The organism is Aeromonas sp. 602200, from assembly GCF_049173895.1.
GTDB lineage: Bacteria > Pseudomonadota > Gammaproteobacteria > Enterobacterales > Aeromonadaceae > Aeromonas > Aeromonas veronii_A.
The window spans coordinates 469,699-488,615 of sequence record NZ_JAAKSL010000001.1 but is presented as its reverse complement, the minus strand read 5'-3'; the positions used below and the strand labels follow the sequence as shown (position 1 = coordinate 488,615).

Below are 18,917 nucleotides of genomic sequence, written 5' to 3'. Positions count from 1 at the left end.
CGTAGATGGGCCCAATGGCCCGCTTGGCCGCCAATGAAAAGCGCCTGCAGCAATGCAGGCGCTTTTTTATGGTCACATCTTGCCGAGCCGGTTACTGGGCAACCAGATAGAGCTCCTTGCTGTAGACCACATCCTGCGGGTTAAGGTGGGGATAGCCTTTCACGAAAGGTTTGAGCAACCTTGATTTGACCGAGAAATAGATGGGGGCGATGGGGGCATCCGCATCAATGAGAGCCTCTGCCTGCTGATACAGGGCATTGCGTTCAGCGGGATCCAGCGAGTCGTGGGCCTTGGCCAGCAGGGCGTCGTACTCCTTGTTGAACCACTTGCCGCTGTTGGCGCTGCTGCTGGAGGTCATGATGTCGAGAAAGGTGGAGGCGTCGTTATAATCCCCGTTCCAGCCATAGCGGCTAACCCCGAAATCCCCCTCGTTCAGCGCCGAGACCATGGTCTTCCACTCCATGTTGTTGAGGGTGGCAGTGACCCCTAGGTTGTGTTTCCACATGGAGGAGACGGCCAGCGCAATCTTTTTGTGGCTCTCGTTGGTGTTGTAGAGAATGTCCACTGTGAGTGGCTTGTCCGGACCATAACCCGCTTCGGCCAAGAGGGCTTTGGCTTGCTTGATCCGCTCCTCTTTGCTCTGCAGCTGGCTGGCCGGTTTTTTCAATTCAAAACCGTCCACAATGGGGGGCGTGAAGCTATATGCGGCAATTTGTCCCTGTCCCAGGATCTTGTCGGTGATGGTCTCCCGGTCGATGGCGAGCGAGAGCGCCTTGCGTACTTTCGGGTCATCGAACGGTTTGCGCTGGGTATTGAAGACATAGTAATAGCTGGCCAGCGTGGGGACGCTGACCAGTTCTTCCGGGCTCTTGCTCTTGAGCTGTTTGTACTGCTCCAGCGGATAAGTGGTGTAGTGCAGTTCACCGGTGCGATAGCGGTTGTAGGCGGCGGTTTCCGAGACGATCTCCAGATAGATCACCTTGTTCAGGACGGTGTGCTGGTTGTTCCAGTAGTGGGTATTGCGCTCGGCGCTCAGCCGCTCGTTGGGGGTCCACTCCTTGAGTACAAAGGCACCGTTGGAGACGATATTGCCAGGTTTGACCCAATCCTTGCCGAATTTTTCAATGGTGGCCTTGGGGGCCGGGAACGTGGTGTAGTGGGCCAGCGTCTTCAGGAAGAAGGGGACCGGATTTATCAGGGTGACCTGCAGGGTGTGGTCATCGAGCGCCTTGATCCCGAGCTCTGACGGGCTCTTCTTGCCCTGTGTCACCTCGCTTGCATTGACCACTCCGGTCAACTCGATAAACCAGGCGTAGTTGGAGGCCGTCTTGGGATCGGCCGCCCGTTGCCAGCCGTAGACATAATCGGCGGCGGTGACCGGTTCACCGTTTGACCACTTTGCCTCGGGTCTCAGCTTGAAGGTGTAGACGGTACCTGTCTTGTCGACCTCGTAGCTGACGGCGCCTGCTGGTTTGATCTTGCCGGTATTATCCAGCTCATAGAGCCCTTCAAACAGATCGTTGACGATGGCACTACCGGCGGTCTCTTCTACCAGCTGGGGGTCGATGGTGGTGGGTTCGGTGCCGATATTGGTCACGTAGATTTGTTGGGCATCCGGCAGCAGCTTGGTACCGGCAGGCACCTGGGCAGCCAAGGCGGGAAGGGCAAACAGTCCGGCTACCATGCCGGCAATGAGAGTCTTGTTCATTGATAATCCTTGAGTTTTATTTGCTTCCAAAGCGAAATCAGTGTGCTGGATTGGCGATCGGATCTCAAGAGGCAATGGCTGAGGGAACGGCAGGCCCATCAGACTCCATTTTTAATGGCCCAAGGCCAGTCAGCTCATGGCTTGCAGCAGGTTATTGCCACGAATTAAGGGGCTGAAAGTTATCGATTGAAACCGAATAAAACGCGCCTTTTACCATAACGTGAAGCAAAATAGCCTATTTAATAGGCCGCTTAATTCGCTGCAAAAACAAAAAACAGACGTTACATTAGGTTACAAATCAAGGCCGCCGGTGATCGGCATTTTTTTTGCCGATGCCTGCAAACGTTTTCAATGCCAACGGATGCGATCTAAAGGAACAAAAATGCGAAACATGATCACCATGGGTGAGTTCATCGTCAAAAAGCAGGCGGATTATCCTACCGCGACCGGCGAGCTGACTTCGTTGCTCAGCTCGATCCGCCTTGCTGCCAAGGTGGTGAACCGGGAGATCAACAAGGCGGGACTGGCGGATATCATCGGTTCCATGGGCGCTGAAAACGTACAGGGCGAGGTGCAGCAGAAGCTGGATGTTTATGCCAACGAACGCTTCAAGGCGGCGCTCGAAGCGCGCGGCGAGGTGTGCGGCATGGCCTCGGAAGAGGAAGAGGACTTCGTCGCCTTTGACTCACCGCTCTCCAAAAACTCCAAGTATGTGGTGCTGATCGACCCGCTCGATGGTTCCTCCAATATCGACGTCAACGTCTCGGTCGGAACCATCTTCTCCATCTACCGCCGTTTGAGCCCGCAGGGGTCGCCGGTGACGCTGGAGGACTTCCTGCAACCGGGCAACCGTCAGGTCGCCGCCGGTTATGTGGTTTACGGCTCCTCCACCATGCTGGTCTACACCACCGGCTTTGGCGTTAACGGCTTTACCTACGATCCTTCCATCGGCTGCTTCTGCCTCTCCCACGAGAACATCCGCATTCCGGAAGAGGGCAAAATCTACTCCATCAACGAGGGCAACTACATCAAATTCCCGGACGGGGTGAAGAAGTACCTCAAATATTGCCAGGAGCGCGATGAGGCGACCCACAGACCCTACACCTCCCGCTATATCGGCTCCCTGGTCTCTGATTTCCATCGCAACCTGCTCAAGGGCGGCATCTACATCTATCCGTCCGGCACCAACTCGCCGAACGGCAAGCTGCGCCTGCTCTATGAGTGCAACCCGATGGCGTTTTTGGTGGAGCAGGCCGGTGGCAAGGCCTCCGACGGCTTTGGCCGCATCATGGATATCCAACCCACCGCGCTGCACCAGCGTACCCCTTACTTTGTTGGCTCGACCAAGATGGTGGAGCGCGCCGAGGCCTTTATGCGCGAGTTCTCCGCCCATGAGGATCCAGCCAACCAGGGCTGATCGTCAGAGGTGTAGGTTGGTGCTGAGCGCAGCGAAGCCCAACATTTACCGGTGTGATTCCCTCTCCGTTCAGGATAGGGCAGGGTGAGAGGAATGGTTTTCACTGCCCCCCTCATCCCCGACCCTTCTCCCACAAGGGGAGAAGGGAGACGCTAGTCACCAGCCAACATAAACAAAACGGGAGCCGATATGGCTCCCGTTTTAGTTGGCGTTATCTCTCTGGCTCGCCGCCAGCGTTGCAGAGATTCACAGGCTGTTGTTGGCCAGATCAGCCAGCAAACCATCCACCAGTTTCAGGCGCATGGCGCGATCCTGGGTCGGCACCTGGAAACGCAGCCGAGTCGGCCCGTCCATCTTGTAGACCCTTGGCTGGCTGGAGAGCAGCTTGACCAGATAGGCCGGATTGACCTTGGTCTCCTGGGTGAAGTCGAGATAGCCGCCACGCTCGCTCATCTCCACCCGGCGAATGCCAAGGGCGGTGGCACGCTGACGGAAGGCGGCCAGCTCCAGCAGGGTTTTGGTTGCTTCCGGCAAGAGGCCAAAGCGGTCGATCAGCTCCACTTTCAGCTCGCGCAGCTCCTGCTCGTCCGCCGCACTGGCAATCCGCTTGTACATGGAGAGACGCATATTGACGTCCGGGATGTAGTCATCCGGCAGCAGCGCAGGCAGGCGCAGTTCCACCTCGGTGTGCTGGCTCATCAGTTGCTCCAGCGACGGCTCCTTGCCATTTTTCAGTGCCTCGACCGCCTGCTCCAGCATTTCCATGTAGAGGGTGAAGCCGACCGATTCGATCTGGCCGCTCTGATCGTCGCCGAGTAGTTCGCCCGCGCCACGGATCTCCAGATCGTGGGTCGCCAGCGCAAAACCGGCGCCGAGATCTTCGAGCGAGGCGATCGCCTCCAGCCGCTTGGCCGCATCCTTGGTCATCAGCTTGGGGTGGGGGGTGAGCAGGTAGGCATAGGCCTGATGATGGGAGCGGCCAACCCGGCCCCGCAGCTGGTGCAGTTGGGCCAGACCGAGATGATCCGCCCGATCCATGATGATGGTGTTGGCGCTCGGCACGTCGATACCGGTCTCGATGATGGTGGTACAAACCAGCAGGTTGAAGCGCTGATGGTAGAAGTCGGACATGATCCGCTCAAGGTCGCGCTCGCGCATCTGGCCGTGGGCGATGCCGATGCGGGCCTCGGGTACCAGCTCCGCCAGATCGGCGGCGCACTTCTCGATGCTCTCGACATCGTTGTGCAGATAGTAGACTTGACCACCACGCTTGAGTTCCCGCAGTACCGCTTCGCGCACCACCGCCGGTTCGTGCTGACGCACGAAGGTCTTGATGGCGAGCCGCTTGGCGGGTGGGGTGGCGATGATGGAGAGATCCCGCATGCCGGACATCGCCATATTGAGGGTGCGTGGAATAGGGGTGGCGGTGAGGGTGAGGATATCCACATCGGCCCTCAGAGCCTTGATCTTCTCCTTCTGGCGCACCCCGAATCTGTGCTCCTCATCGACGATGAGCAGCCCCAGATCCTTGAAGGTGAGTTCGGATCCGAGCAGCTTGTGGGTGCCGATGATGATATCCACCTTGCCCTCGGCCAATTCCTTCATCACTGCGCTCTGCTCCTTGGCGGAGCGGAAGCGGCTTAGCACCTCGACCCGCACCGGCCAGTTGGCAAAGCGGTCGCGGAAGTTGTCGTAGTGCTGTTGCGCCAGCAGGGTGGTGGGCACCAGCACGGCAACCTGCTTGCCGCCGTGCACCGCCACAAATGCCGCCCGCATCGCCACTTCGGTCTTGCCGAAACCCACGTCGCCGCACACCAGTCGGTCCATGCTCTTGGCCTGACACATGTCCCCCAGCACCGCATTGATGGCGTTGAGCTGATCGTCGGTCTCCTCGAACGGGAAGCTTGCAGCAAATTGGCGATAGGCCTCTTTGTCGTGCTTGAAGGCAAAGCCGGCGCGAGCGGCGCGATGAGCGTAGACATCCAGCAACTCGGCTGCCACGTCGCGCACCTTCTCCGCCGCCTTGCGCCGCGCCTTGCTCCAGGCCTCGCCACCCAGCTTGTGGCTGGGCGGGTTATCAGAGCCGGTGTAGCGGCTGATAAGGTGCAAACTGGTGACCGGCACGAACAGCTTGTCGCCGCCGGCATATTCGAGGGTCAAAAACTCGGTGGGCAGACCACCGGCGTCGATGGTTTCGAGCCCCAGATAGCGGCCGACCCCATGATCCAGATGGACCACCGGCTGACCCTGGGTCAGCTCGCCCAGGTTTCTGATCACCGCATCGGAGCTTAAGTTTTTGCTCTTCTCCCGCGCCCGCTTGCTGCGCACTTTGCCGCCCAGCAGTTCGGTCTCGGTGATCAGCGCCAGTGGATCCTGACCGACCTCCTGCCACAGGAAGCCACGCTCAAGCGGTGCAACCAAGAGGCCGTGGCGATCCTGGCTTGCCATAAAGGCGTCGAGGGAGGGGAACTCTTTAGGTTGCAGCGAGATACGCGCCAGCAGATCGCCGAGCACCTCCCGTCGCCCTTCGGATTCCACCGCAAACAGGGTGCGCCCGGCAAAGCCTTGCAGGAACTGGTTAAGCGCCAGCAGAGGTTGCTCCTTGCTGTGATCGAGTTGCAGATCGGGCAGCGCGGAGATGGGCAGATCGTGCTGACCGGCATCACCGGCGGTGGCGGCCTCTTGCAGCCGCACCGCGCCATATTGGCCGAGGGAGGCAAAGAGCTGCTCCACCGGCAGATAGAGCTGGGCCGGTGGCAGCAGTGGGCGGGTGTTGTCCCAGCGTCTGTCTTCATAGCGCTGGCCGATGTCGTTCCAGAAGCGCTGGGCGGCGGGGTAGATATCCCCCACGGTGAGCAGCAGGGTCTCTTCCGGCAGATAGTCAAACAGGCTGGCGGTCTGGTTGAAGAAGAGCGGCAGATAATACTCGATGCCGGCGGGCCAGCGTCCCTTGCTCACCTCCTGATAGACGGAACCCTCGGCCCGCGACAGCTCGAACTGCTCGCGGAACTGGCCGCGAAACAGTTCGATGGCCGCCTCGTCGGTAGGGTATTCCCGGGCGGGCAGCAGGCTGACCGTCTTGACCGGTTCGCTGGAGCGCTGAGTCTCGGGATCGAATGGGCGGATGGAGTCCACTTCATCGTCGAAGAAGTCGATGCGATAGGGGCTGCTGCTGCCCATGGGGAAGAGATCGAGCAGGGAGCCGCGGGCGGCAAACTCGCCGTGCTCCAGCACCTGATCCACCGCCACGTAACCCGCCTCGGCCAGGCGGCCGCGCAACTGTTGCAGATTGAGGCGCTGGCCGGCCTTAACCATCAGGCTGTATTTGTCGAGATAGACCCGGGGGGCGCAGCGCAACATCAGGGTGGAGATGGGGACAATGAGTACCCCCTTGCTCATCTGCGGCAGCTTGTAGAGAGTCTCGAGCCGCTGGGAGATGATGTCCTGATGGGGGGAGAAGGTGTCGTAGGGCAGGGTCTCCCAATCGGGGAACAGCAATACGGGGGCGGACTGATCGGCTAGCTGCTTGTCTGCCAGCAGCTTGCCTGTCAGCAAATACTGTAGCTCCTGCTCCAGGCGCAGGGCGCTCGGGGTATCGGCGGTGATAAGCAGTACCGGCCCTTTGGCTTCATTGGTGAGACGAGCTGCAATCAGCGAGAGGCTGCTGCCGACCAGCTGGCCGAGCGTGATCTTTTGGCCCGCTTTGGCGGGCAAGGCGGGGAGTGTCATTGGCATGGTTCGATTCTTTTAACGTTGACGTTATCTATCGCTGACGTTCGCTCTGGTTAGCGCTGACGTTCTTGGGCGCGCAGCTTGAGCTGCTTCGATTGCACGTGGAGGCTGGCACGAACCAGCAGTTCACGGTCATCTTCGCGGATCCGCACATAGTCGAGCTGCACATGGGTGCCATGTTCACCGCCGTCAAGCTGTTTGACCTGGCCATAGCAGTAGATGGCGGCCGCCTCTTCCCGCAGGAAAATCTTGAGGCGCACGATCTGGTGCAGGTGCGGCGCATCCCCGTGACCATGATAGGGGTGCAGGTAGGTGAGTTGGCCAGCCCCGAAGCGCAGGGTGTGAAAGCGCTGCTCCGGATGGTCCTGCAGGGAGAGCACATAGCCCATGATCATGTCGATCTTGCGGGACTGCTGATTGACGATCTCGATCAGATCGTGCATCGACTCGTTCTGGTTGCGCAGCAGGCGAGTGGTCACCAGATCGATGGAGGTAATGGCCGAAGAGATCCGAAAGGGCTCCGGCAGCTCAGCGTCCAGCTCCTCCAGCGAGGGGAGGTGGAAGTCGGCCGGCATGGGGATCACATTGACCGGCGTGGCATGAGTGACGCTGAAGAACTGTTCCTGCATGGAGGCTATCCCTTGTTGTCATGGACGGTTTCCCTTTATTATCCGGTATCTTATTTTGTTGGCAACGTACATATCCTTGAAGACCGGACTTTTTCAGCCCCTTTCGCTGGCCATCGGCCTGCGTTATGCAGGCTCGAAGCGCAGCAATCGCTTCGTCTCATTTATCTCCCTGTTCTCTACCTTTGGCATCGCCATCGGGGTCGCCGCCCTGATGGTGGTCATTTCGGTGATGAACGGTTTCGAAGGGCAGCTCAAAGGGCGCATCCTCGGGGTGATCCCCCATGTGGTGGTGACCAATCAGGCTGGCCGTATTGATGCAGACCCGCAAGGCTTGCCGGATCTGGCCAAATTACCCCATGTGGTCGCCTCGGCCCCCATGCTCGACAGCGAAGGGATGCTGCAAAGCCCCGGCCAGCTGACCGGGGTGAGTGTGCAGGGGATCGACCCTGCAAAGTGGCCCAAGGATGACATCCTCCACAGCCAGATGCTGGGGGGGCGCCTCGATACCCTGCAGGCCGGCCACTACCGCATCGTGCTGGGGCAGGGGGTGGCACGTCGCCTCAATGTCTCCATCGGCGATCAGGTTCGCCTGATCCTGACCGAGGGGACCCGCTTCACTCCCTTTGGTCGGGTACCGGCCCAGCGCCTCTTTACCGTCTCCGGTATCTTCGGGGTCGGCGCCGATGTGGATAACCAGATTGCGCTGATCGCACTGGGAGATGCCCAGCGCTTGCTGCGTCTGCCGACAGAAACCGTCGGTGGCATTCGCCTCTGGCTCGATGATCCCTTTGCGGCTGACGAAGTGATCAAGACGCCGCTGCCGGATGGCTTGCTATGGCAGGATTGGCGCCGCGAGCGGGGCGAGCTGTTCCAGGCGGTCGCCATGGAAAAACGGATGATGGGGCTGATGCTGGTGCTGATCATCGCCGTCGCTACTTTCAACATCCTCTCCGCGCTGGTGATGGTGGTGACGGACAAGGAGGGTGAAGTGGCCATCCTGCGCACCATGGGCATGAGTGAATCGGGGATCGTCAAAATCTTCATGGTGCTTGGCGCCTCCAGCGGGGTGATTGGCGCCCTGTTTGGCGGACTGGCGGGCCTGGCGCTCTCCCTGGGTCTCAACCCTCTGCTCAATGCGGTGGGGCTCAACCTCTATATGGCGGCGGGCGGCAGTGGCCTGCCGGTGATTGTCGAGCCGGCTCAGGTCATCACCATTTTGCTGGGCGCCGTGCTGCTGAGCTTCAGTGCCACCCTTTACCCGGCGGCACGCGCCGCACGGGTGAAACCGGCCGAGGCGCTGCGTTATGAGTAATGCCGTGAATAATGCATCTTCTGTTGTGACTGGTGCCCCCGTAGTTGCGGGTGCCAGCGTTGTTACCGAGGCAAGTGGAGCCCCTGTTATGAATGAAGCCGTATCCCGTGAACCTCTGCTGCGCTGCCAGGCGCTCAATCATGTCTATAAAGAGGGGGAGCTGGAGACTCAGGTGCTCAAGGGGATCGATCTCTGCGTCGCGCCCGGTGAAATGCTGGCGGTGGTGGGGAGCTCCGGCTCCGGCAAGACCACTCTGCTGCATCTGATGGGGGCGCTGGACAACCCCTCCAGCGGCGCCGTGCTGTTCAAAGGGGAGGATATCCACCATTGGGACAGCCGTACCCAAGCCCGTTTTCGCAACCGCGAGCTGGGCTTTGTCTACCAGTTCCACCACCTGCTCTCCGAGTTCAGTGCGCTGGAAAATGCGGCCATGCCGCTGCTGATCGCCGGTGAGTCGGTGGCGGTTGCCACCGAAAAGGCGACCAAAATGTTGGGTAGGGTAGGGCTCTCCCATCGCTTGAACCACCGTCCCTCCGAGCTTTCTGGTGGCGAACGTCAGCGGGTGGCGATCGCCCGGGCGCTGGTCAACGAACCGAGCTTGGTGCTGGCGGATGAGCCTACCGGCAATCTGGATCACGCCAGTGCCACGGCGGTGTACGAACTGCTGTGTGAACTGAATCGTGAACTGGGCACTGCGTTTGTGGTAGTGACTCACGACTTGAGCCTCGCGGCCAAGCTCCATCGCCGGGTGACCCTGGTGAGCGGCGTGATGGCGGAGGTTGCCTGATGTTCAAACCGCTGCCCCTCTTTCTGGGCCTGCGTTACAGCCGCTCCCGCCGTCGCAACGGGTTTATCGCCTTTATCTCTGCCTCTTCCCTGATCGGTATTGCCCTCGGGGTGATGGCGCTGATCCTGGGCCTCTCCGCCATGAACGGTTTCGAGCGGGAGCTTAAAGATCGGGTGCTCTCGGTCGTGCCGCAAGGTGAGCTGGACGCCGTCGAGCGGCCGCTGCCGGATTGGCCGCGTCTGCGCGACTACCTGCTGGCCCAGCCGGGCGTTGAGGCGGCCGCGCCGGTCATTCGCCTCAATGGCCTGCTGGAGCATGGCTCTGCCCTCAAGGGGGTGCAACTGCGCGCCGTGCTGCCCGATCTGGAGGCCAATCTGTCGGATGCAGGCAAATACATGACGGGCCGTGGTCTGCGTGAGCTGCAACCGGGTGAACGTGGGGTGATTTTTGGCAAGACCATCGCCGACAAGCTGGGGGTCAAGGTGGGGGATTCGGTCGCCCTGCTGCTGCCGCAAGGGGGCGATCAGGCCGGGATCAAGAATCCTCGGCGCGAAGCCCTGACCGTGGTGGGGCTGCTGGAGATCGGCGGTCAGCTCGACGGCCTGCTCGGCTTTATGCATCTGGCCGATGCACAAGCGATCACCGGCATGGGCAGCGATGTGGAGGGTTTCAGCCTGCGGGTGAGCGATGTGCTTAATGCACAAAATATTACGATCTCCGCCGCGCAGCAGTTCCCCCATCACGTCTATATCCGCAGCTGGATGAACAGCCAGGGTTATCTCTATCAGGACATCCAGATGGTGCGTACCGTCATGTATGTGGTGATGCTGATGGTGGTGGCCGTCGCCTGCTTCAACATCGTCTCCACCCTGGTGATGGCGGTGAACGAGAAGCGCAGCGAAATCGCCATCCTGAAAACCATGGGGGCGAGCCCCGGCCAGATCCGGCTCACCTTCGTCATTCAGGGGATGGTCAACGGCATGGCCGGTGCCCTGCTCGGCGCCCTGCTGGGCGGGCTGCTTTCGAGCAAGCTGACCCAGATCCTGAGCGTTGTCGAAAAGCTCATCGGCCATCGCTTCCTCAATCCGGATATCTATTTCATCGACTTTTTGCCAACCGAGTTGCATATGCAGGATCTGCTCATCGTGACGGGTGCCGCCATCCTGATGAGTCTGGTGGCGACCCTCTATCCCGCCTGGCGGGCGAGCGGTCTGGTACCGTCCCGCGAGCTGGGTCACTGATGGGTTGCATCTAATCCGCTGATAAAGACGAAGAGCCCGCCGGTGTTAAACCGGCGGGCTCTTCTGTTTTCAGGTCATGTAGACTGGCTTAGTGAGCGTTGAGCTCATCGAGCGGCAGGGAGAAGCTGGCCACAAAGGTGTCGATAAAGTAGCGCATCTCATTGCTCATCCGGGCTGCCAGCATGGCTTCAAGGCGCTTGCGAGCCGGTTCGAACTCCCGGTTGCCAGCATTAATCTCTTCGAGGCACTTGGTATAGGCGCAGAGGGTATCGGCATCCTTGACCAGCCTGACCAGCTCGCCATCTTGGGCTGCCGAATCGAGCAGCGGGCGAAAATCCTCTACCAGTTCCGGCGGCAGCATGCCAAGCAGCCGCTGTTCGGCGGCCAGTTCTATCTTCTTGTACTCGCGGGCGATCTCGGGATTGAAGTATTTGACCGGGGTGGGCAGATCGCCGGTCAGCACCTCACTGCTGTCGTGATAGAGGGCCATCACGGCGGCGCGGTCGGCATTCACGCTGCCGCCAAACAGCCGGTTTTTGATGATGCCGAGGGCATGGGCCACCATGGCCACCTGCAGGCTGTGCTCGGCAATGTTTTCCGGCTGGATGTTGCGCATCAGGGGCCAGCGATAGATGAGTTTCATGCGGGCGAGATTGGCGAAAAAGTGACTGGGTAACATGATGGCCTCAACAAAAGAGAATAGAAAAGGGCAGACCCTAGTCTGCCCTTTTTTTCGTTGCTGGGCAGCGTCTGCCCGCGCATTTCCCGCCGTTAGCGGATATAGCGGCCCGATTCAGCCTCCTGATTGGTCACAATCATCTGACCAATGGGCGCCAGGCTGATCAGCGCCAGCTTGAGGTGCTGGATACCGAACGGGATACCGATAATGGTCACGAAGCAGGCCAGCGCGGAAGCGATGTGGCCGATGGCCAGCCAGACACCGATCAGCACAAACCAGAGAATATTGCCAATCAGCCCCAGAGTGCCAGTGCCTATATCACTCTGGCCGGTCATGGTCTTGCGATTGACCGCCTGCTTGCCAAACGGGAAGAAGGTAAAGGTGCCGATCACGAAGCAGGCACGTCCCCAGGGTATGCCGACCAGCGAGATAAAGCAGACAAGACCGGCCAGCCACCAGGCCAGGCCCATAAAGACACCTCCCAGTACAAACCAGAGCAGATTGAACAAGAAGCGGAAAAAGGCCATGTGAGTGACTCCAGAACATCAATTTGGTTGCCACCATAACGAGGGAGGGGTAGGGACGCAATGGTTGATTGGCCCAATCGCCATTTGGCTGGTCAAATTAAGTCGTCGTCCGCAACAGTGGGCTGTTTTTCGGCGAAAAATGGGTAATAAAGCGGCGTTCGGATGAAAAAAGGTGAGCAAACGCAAAATTATCCTCACCGGATGGTTGAACTAGAGGGCCTCTCTCCCCATATAAAGGGCAGTTTTGCACGAATTGTGCTTGCACGCCGCTCAATGTGGGGGATGTGTGGCTCGACTCGACCAAAGTGCGCCGCTATAATGCCGCGTCATATTTTCTCATCACAAAGACATATCGTTGTCTTTATAAACAGGAAGACTCCGGGCTTTGCCCAGGGGCAATAAAGGGTCAGCACACAGTGCTGAGTTGAACGAGGTAGAAGAATGCAAGTTTCTGTAGAGACAACCCAGGGTCTGGAACGCCGTCTTACCATCACTGTACCGGCTGCTACCGTAGACGCCGCTGTGCGTAAAGAATTGAATGGCCTGGCCAAAACTCGTCGCATCGACGGTTTCCGTCCTGGCAAGGCTCCGGTTGCCATCATCAAGAAGATGTTCGGCGCCATGGCTCACGCCCGCGTTGCTGATGAAATGATGCAGAGCAACTTCATCAAAGCCATCATCGAAAACAAACTGAGCCCGGCCGGTGCCCCGACCATGGATCCGAAAGAGATCAAAGAAGGTCAGGATTTCGAATTCACCGCCACTTTCGAAGTGTATCCGGAGTTCGAAGTTGCAGGTCTCGAGACCATCAAGGTTGAGAAGCCGGTTGCTACCGTGAAGGATGAAGATCTGGCCAACATGATCGACACCCTGCGCAAGCAGCACGCTACCTGGGCTGATGCCGATGTTGCCGCTGCAAATGGCATGCGTGTGACCATGGACTTCGTCGGTTCCATCGACGGTGAAGAGTTCGACGGCGGCAAAGCTGAAGGTTTCAACCTGGTGCTGGGCGCTGGCCGTATGATCCCGGGCTTCGAAGACGCCATCTTGGGCAAGAAAGCGGGCGACGAGTTCACCATCGAAGTGACCTTCCCGGCTGATTACCACGCTGAAAACCTGAAAGGCAAAGAAGCCAAGTTCGCTTCCAAGCTGATCAAGGTTGAAGAGCAGCTCCTGCCTGAGCTGACCGAAGAGTTCGTGAAGCGTTTCGGTATCGAAAGCGGTTCTGTTGAAGAGCTGAAAGCCGAAGTGCGCAAGAACATGGAGCGCGAACTGGCTCAAGCCCTGAAAAACAGCGTGAAAGAGCAGGTTCTGAACGGTCTGGTTGAAGCCAACCAAATCGACCTGCCGAAAGCTGCCGTTGCTCAAGAGATCGACGCACTGCGTCAGCAGGCTCTGCAGCGCTTCGGTGGTTTCCAGGGCGGCAACGCTCCCGAGCTGCCGGCTGAACTGTTCCAGGCTCAAGCCGAGCGTCGTGTACGCGTAGGTCTGCTGCTGGGCGACGTGATCCGTACCAACGAGATCAAGGCTGACGATGCCCGTGTAAACAGCATCATCGAGTCCATGGCGACTGCCTACGAAGATCCGAAGGAAGTGATCGAGTACTATCAGAAGAACGAACAGATGCTGAACGGCGTTCGTAACCTGGCAGTAGAAGATCAAGCCATCGACCTGATCCTCTCCAAAGCGCAAGTGACCGAAAAAGAAGTTGCCTTTGACGAAGTGATCAACAAGTCTGGCGCCGCTGCCTAAGAACATTTGACTTAAGGTCAAGACTGTTAAGTATAATGGCTCGTGTGATCTCCACTCGGGCCATTTTATTTTAGGGACAATGCCTTATGTACAAGAACTATAACGATATGACCGATTCTCCCAGCAATGCGCTGGTCCCCATCGTGGTCGAACAGACTGCCAAGGGTGAACGTTCCTACGATATTTACTCCCGTCTGCTGAAAGAGCGGGTGATCTTCCTGACTGGTCAGGTTGAAGATCACATGGCCAATCTGGTGGTTGCCCAGTTGCTGTTCCTCGAGTCCGAGAATCCGGACAAGGACATCTATATCTACATCAACTCGCCGGGTGGTTCGGTGACTGCGGGCATGTCCATCTATGACACCATGCAGTTCATCAAGCCGGATGTCAGCACTGTGTGCATGGGGCAGGCCTGCTCCATGGGGGCCTTCCTGCTGGCCGGTGGCGCCAAGGGCAAGCGTTTCTGCCTGCCTAACGCCCGCGTGATGATCCACCAGCCGCTGGGTGGCTTCCAGGGTCAGGCATCTGATATCCAGATCCACGCCCAAGAGATCCTGAAGATCAAAAATACCCTGAACGAGCGTTTGGCTTTCCATACCGGTCAGGACATGGCTACCATCGAGCGTGACACCGATCGTGACAACTTCATGTCCGCCGAGCAGGCCGTGGCCTATGGTCTGGTCGATGGTGTCCTGAGCCAGCGTAGCTGAGCAGGGTGTCCCGGTCTGTTGTAAACTCAACAGGCCGATCCATCCTCTATTGATAAAACGAGGTTGCTGAATGACAGAGAAACGCAAGGGTGAGGGTGATAAGCTGCTCTACTGCTCTTTTTGCGGCAAAAGCCAGCATGAAGTGCGCAAGCTGATCGCTGGCCCTTCCGTCTACATATGTGATGAGTGCGTCGAGCTGTGCAACGACATCATCCGCGAAGAGATCCGCGAGATCTCTCCCAAGCGCGATGGTAACGAGCTGCCGACCCCTCATCAGATCCGCGCTCATCTCGATGACTATGTGATCGGGCAGGAGTATGCCAAGAAGGTGTTGGCCGTTGCCGTCTACAACCACTACAAGCGTCTGCGCAACAGCGGCGAAAACAGTGGTGTGGAGCTCGGCAAATCCAACATCCTGCTGATTGGCCCGACCGGTAGCGGTAAAACCCTGCTGGCCGAGACTCTGGCTCGTCTGCTGGATGTGCCGTTCACCATGGCCGATGCGACCACCCTGACCGAAGCCGGTTATGTGGGCGAGGACGTGGAGAACATCATCCAGAAGCTGCTGCAAAAGTGCGACTACGACGTAGAGAAAGCCCAGCGTGGCATTGTCTATATCGACGAGATCGACAAGATCTCCCGCAAGTCGGACAACCCCTCAATCACCCGCGATGTCTCCGGGGAAGGGGTACAGCAGGCACTGCTCAAGCTGATCGAAGGGACCATCGCTTCCGTGCCGCCGCAAGGTGGTCGCAAGCATCCGCAGCAGGAGTTCTTGCAGGTTGATACCTCCAAGATCCTCTTCATCTGTGGCGGTGCCTTTGCCGGTCTGGACAAGGTGATCGAGCAGCGTTCAGTGAAGGGAACCGGTATCGGTTTTGGTGCCGAGGTTAAATCCAAGGATGCCAAGGCCACCCTGAGCGAGACCTTCGCCAAGGTAGAGCCGGAAGATCTGATCAAGTATGGTCTCATCCCCGAGTTCATCGGCCGTCTGCCGGTGGTCGCGACCCTGACCGAGCTGGACGAGTCTGCGCTTATCCAGATCCTGAAAGAGCCGAAAAACGCGCTGACCAAACAGTACGCGGCGTTGTTCGATCTGGAAGGTGTTGAGCTGGAGTTCCGTGACGACGCACTCAACGCCATTGCCCGCAAGGCGATGGAGCGTAAAACCGGTGCTCGTGGTCTGCGTTCCATTGTGGAAGCCGTTCTGCTGGATACCATGTATGACCTGCCTTCTCTGGAAGGGGTCAGCAAGGTGGTGATCGACGAGACAGTGATCAAAGGGGACTCCGCGCCCTTGATGATTTACGAAAATCCCGAAACCCAGGCTGCTGCATCAGAGTAAATGTCTGATTTTTAATCGAATGGAAGGGGCTTTTTGCCCCTTTCATGCTTTTTACGGTTTCGGCGATTGAATCTCATCTCTGCGCCCCCATATACTCAGCCAAGCGCTTTGCCAACGGTATAACAAGCCGAGAGGACATATATGAACCTAGAGCGTTCAGAACGCATCGAGATTCCCGTCCTGCCTCTTCGTGACGTGGTGGTTTATCCCCACATGGTCATTCCACTCTTTGTGGGGCGGGAAAAATCCATTCGCTGTCTGGAAGCGGCCATGGAGCAGGATAAGAAAGTTCTGCTGGTGGCCCAGAAGGATGCGTCAACCGATGAGCCGACTGTGGAGGAGATCTTCACCGTCGGGACAGTGGCCAATATTCTGCAGATGCTCAAGCTGCCGGACGGCACCGTCAAGGTGCTGGTAGAGGGTGGGCAGCGTGCCCGCCTGGAGCGGATGATCGACGACAAGGATTTCTTTGTCTGCGAGGCTCAGTACATCCCCTCCCAAGCTATTGAGGAGAAGGATCAGGAAGTGCTGGTTCGCTCCGCCATCGGCCAGTTTGAAGGCTATATCAAGCTCAACAAGAAGATCCCGCCCGAGGTACTGACCTCGATATCGGCGATCGACGATGCTGCGCGTCTGGCTGACACCATGGCGGCCCACATGCCGCTCAAGCTGGAAGACAAGCAGAAGGTGCTGGAGATCGTCTCGGTTTCCGAGCGCATCGAATTCCTGATGGCGATGATGGAGTCGGAAATTGACCTGCTGCAGGTCGAGAAGCGCATCCGTACTCGCGTCAAGAAGCAGATGGAAAAGAGCCAGCGCGAGTATTACCTCAACGAGCAGATGAAGGCCATCCAGAAAGAGCTGGGTGAGCTGGAAGATAGCCCGGATGAGTTTGAAGCCCTCAATCGCAAGATTGAAGAGGCTGGCATGCCGGAAGATGCCCGTGAAAAGGCCCAGGCCGAGCTTGCCAAGCTGAAGATGATGTCTCCCATGTCCGCCGAGGCTACCGTGGTTCGCAGCTATGTGGACTGGATGGTACAGGTGCCGTGGAAGGCGCGCTCCAAGGTCAAGAAAGACCTTGGCAAGGCGCAAGAGGTGCTGGATGCCGATCACTATGGCCTCGAGAAGGTCAAGGATCGCATCCTCGAATATCTGGCGGTACAGGCACGGGTGAACAAGCTCAAGGGCCCTATCCTCTGTCTGGTTGGGCCTCCCGGTGTGGGCAAGACCTCGCTGGGCCAATCCATCGCCAAGGCGACAGGCCGTAAATATGTGCGGATGGCCCTCGGTGGGGTGCGTGACGAAGCGGAGATCCGCGGTCACCGCCGTACCTATATCGGTTCCATGCCCGGCAAACTCATCCAGAAGATGGCGAAAGTCGGCGTGAAGAACCCGCTGTTCCTGCTCGACGAGATCGACAAGATGAGCTCGGACATGCGTGGCGATCCCGCATCCGCCTTGCTGGAAGTGCTGGATCCGGAACAGAACAACAGCTTCAACGATCACTATCTGGAAGTGGATTATGACCTGTCGGACGTCATGTTCGTGGCTACCTCCAACTCCATGAACATCCCGGGCCCCTTGCTGGACCGGATGGAAGTGATCCGCCTCTCCGGTTACACCGAAGATGAGAAGCTCAACATTGCCAAGCAGCATCTGGTTGCCAAGCAGATCCAGCGCAACGGCCTGAAAGAGTCCGAGATCACCATCGAAGATTCTGCCCTGGTCGGAGTGATCCGCTACTACACCCGCGAGGCGGGGGTGCGGAGTCTGGAGCGCGAGATCTCCAAGATTTGTCGCAAGGCGGTCAAGCGCATCCTGCTGGACAAGAGCATCAAGCATGTTCAGGTCAATCAGGCCAACCTCAAGGAGTTCCTCGGGGTGCAGCGTTTCGATTACGGCAAGGCGACCGACCAGAATCAGATTGGTCAGGTATGTGGTCTGGCGTGGACCGAGGTGGGGGGCGATCTGCTCACCATCGAGACCACCAACATGCCGGGCAAAGGCAAGCTCACTTATACCGGTTCTCTCGGTGAAGTGATGCAGGAGTCCATTCAGGCGGCCATGACGGTGGTGCGTACCCGTGCCGAGAAGTTGCGGATCAATGCCGACTTCTACGAGAAGCGCGATATCCACGTGCACGTACCGGAAGGGGCAACCCCGAAAGATGGTCCGAGCGCCGGTATCGCCATGTGTACTGCCCTGGTCTCCAGCTTGACCGGTAATCCGGTTCGTGCTGATGTGGCGATGACAGGGGAGATCACCTTGCGCGGCGAAGTGCTGCCCATCGGCGGTCTCAAGGAGAAGTTGCTGGCAGCCCACCGTGGCGGCATCAAGCGAGTGCTTATTCCGAAAGAGAACGAGCGTGACCTTGAGGAGATCCCGGCAAACGTCAAACAAGACCTTGAAATTTATCCGGTTCGCTGGATTGACGAGGTGCTGGAATTGGCGTTGCAGGACAATCCACAGGGGTTTGAGCGCGTTTCTGTCGTGTAAATGTTGATGCGCCGCAAATTTGGCGCATTCGGCGGGTGGTTAAGGCTTGCATGCGCCCGATAACGGAAGTAGCCTTGACCACCGATCGGGTACTCGTGATGAGTCGCAATGCGTTGTGTGGCGCGGGTTTGCGCCAGATTGTCACTTGCAACTGATCAGGAGGCTTGCTATAAAACCTCCACTTGTTGTGGCCAGGGAAATCAGCGCCGCAGCGGTGTTTGATAAAAGGGGAATATAAGAGTGAATAAATCTCAACTGATTGACAAGATTGCAGACGGTGCCGATATCTCCAAAGCTGCCGCTGGCCGTGCGTTGGATGCCTTCATTGATGCTGTTGGTGAAGCGCTGAAAGAGGGTGACCAGGTTGCTCTGGTTGGTTTCGGTACTTTCGCTGTACGCGAGCGTGCTGCCCGTTCAGGCCGTAACCCGCAGACTGGCGCGACCATCGAAATCGCTGCTGGTAAAGTTCCTGCCTTCAAAGCCGGTAAGGCCCTGAAAGACGCTGTTAACTAAGTCGGTCGCTGATATCCGTCGGCTACCGTCCTTGGTCGCAGACCAGACAAGTTAGAGAGTCTTCTCTCA

At 58.2% G+C, this 18,917-nt stretch carries 14 protein-coding genes; 9 read left to right on the top strand and 5 right to left on the bottom strand.

The features are described from left to right. Window positions 1-91 precede the first annotated feature (91 nt). Window positions 92-1,708, bottom strand: a complete 1,617-nt coding sequence (locus tag G5221_RS02120) for a peptide ABC transporter substrate-binding protein (protein WP_421262719.1) — start codon at window positions 1,706-1,708, stop codon at window positions 92-94. A 382-nt stretch (window positions 1,709-2,090) separates the two neighbouring features. Here G5221_RS02120 and fbp point away from each other — a divergent pair, with 382 nt between their 5' ends. Next, window positions 2,091-3,125 carry a class 1 fructose-bisphosphatase gene (gene fbp, locus G5221_RS02115; protein WP_005336993.1) on the top strand — a complete coding sequence of 345 codons (1,035 nt, stop codon included), beginning with the start codon at window positions 2,091-2,093 and terminating at the stop codon, window positions 3,123-3,125. Window positions 3,126-3,371: 246 nt separating this feature from the next. Here fbp and mfd read toward each other — a convergent pair whose 3' ends face one another. Both mfd and G5221_RS02105 read right to left on the bottom strand, forming a co-directional pair. Further along, window positions 3,372-6,854 (bottom strand): transcription-repair coupling factor, encoded by a 3,483-nt coding sequence (gene mfd, locus G5221_RS02110; RefSeq protein WP_421254875.1) that lies wholly within the window; start codon window positions 6,852-6,854, stop codon window positions 3,372-3,374. Window positions 6,855-6,910: 56 nt separating this feature from the next. Then, window positions 6,911-7,486 carry a hypothetical protein gene (locus G5221_RS02105; protein WP_064336238.1) on the bottom strand — a complete coding sequence of 192 codons (576 nt, stop codon included), beginning with the start codon at window positions 7,484-7,486 and terminating at the stop codon, window positions 6,911-6,913. Between the two features lie 76 nt (window positions 7,487-7,562). On the opposite strand from G5221_RS02105, the gene G5221_RS02100 reads away from it, so the two are divergent. The 3 genes from G5221_RS02100 (at window position 7,563) to lolE (ending at window position 10,826) form a co-directional block, all read left to right on the top strand. Further along, a complete protein-coding gene (locus tag G5221_RS02100; protein ID WP_040068101.1) occupies window positions 7,563-8,798 on the top strand; it encodes a lipoprotein-releasing ABC transporter permease subunit in 1,236 nt (411 codons plus the stop codon). Between the two features lie 88 nt (window positions 8,799-8,886). Continuing rightward, the gene (gene lolD, locus G5221_RS02095) at window positions 8,887-9,585 is read left to right on the top strand and encodes a lipoprotein-releasing ABC transporter ATP-binding protein LolD (protein WP_005336988.1); all 699 of its coding nucleotides are present in this window, start codon (window positions 8,887-8,889) and stop codon (window positions 9,583-9,585) included. Next, window positions 9,585-10,826, top strand: a complete 1,242-nt coding sequence (gene lolE, locus G5221_RS02090; RefSeq protein WP_421262718.1) for a lipoprotein-releasing ABC transporter permease subunit LolE — start codon at window positions 9,585-9,587, stop codon at window positions 10,824-10,826. Before lolD ends, lolE begins: the two co-directional genes overlap by 1 nt. Before the next feature lie 88 nt (window positions 10,827-10,914). Here the strand turns inward: lolE and yfbR are convergent, their stop codons facing one another. Both yfbR and G5221_RS02080 read right to left on the bottom strand, forming a co-directional pair. Continuing rightward, entirely contained in the window at window positions 10,915-11,505 is a 591-nt protein-coding gene (yfbR, locus tag G5221_RS02085) for a 5'-deoxynucleotidase (RefSeq protein ID WP_421172170.1), read from the bottom strand. 92 nt (window positions 11,506-11,597) lie between these two features. Next, window positions 11,598-12,032 carry a YccF domain-containing protein gene (locus G5221_RS02080; protein WP_005336982.1) on the bottom strand — a complete coding sequence of 145 codons (435 nt, stop codon included), beginning with the start codon at window positions 12,030-12,032 and terminating at the stop codon, window positions 11,598-11,600. 441 nt (window positions 12,033-12,473) lie between these two features. On the opposite strand from G5221_RS02080, the gene tig reads away from it, so the two are divergent. The 5 genes from tig (at window position 12,474) to hupB (ending at window position 18,848) form a co-directional block, all read left to right on the top strand. Continuing rightward, window positions 12,474-13,784: a trigger factor gene (gene tig / locus G5221_RS02075; RefSeq protein WP_421254781.1), complete on the top strand. Its 1,311-nt coding sequence runs from the start codon at window positions 12,474-12,476 to the stop codon at window positions 13,782-13,784. An 86-nt stretch (window positions 13,785-13,870) separates the two neighbouring features. After that, window positions 13,871-14,494 (top strand): ATP-dependent Clp endopeptidase proteolytic subunit ClpP, encoded by a 624-nt coding sequence (gene clpP / locus G5221_RS02070; protein ID WP_005336979.1) that lies wholly within the window; start codon window positions 13,871-13,873, stop codon window positions 14,492-14,494. Between the two features lie 70 nt (window positions 14,495-14,564). Next, window positions 14,565-15,839, top strand: a complete 1,275-nt coding sequence (gene clpX / locus G5221_RS02065) for an ATP-dependent protease ATP-binding subunit ClpX (protein WP_005336977.1) — start codon at window positions 14,565-14,567, stop codon at window positions 15,837-15,839. A gap of 141 nt (window positions 15,840-15,980) precedes the next feature. Then, entirely contained in the window at window positions 15,981-18,335 is a 2,355-nt protein-coding gene (gene lon / locus G5221_RS02060; protein ID WP_421254780.1) for an endopeptidase La, read from the top strand. Window positions 18,336-18,575: 240 nt separating this feature from the next. Next, window positions 18,576-18,848, top strand: a complete 273-nt coding sequence (gene hupB / locus G5221_RS02055) for a nucleoid-associated protein HU-beta (RefSeq protein WP_005315375.1) — start codon at window positions 18,576-18,578, stop codon at window positions 18,846-18,848. Window positions 18,849-18,917: the final 69 nt, after the last annotated feature.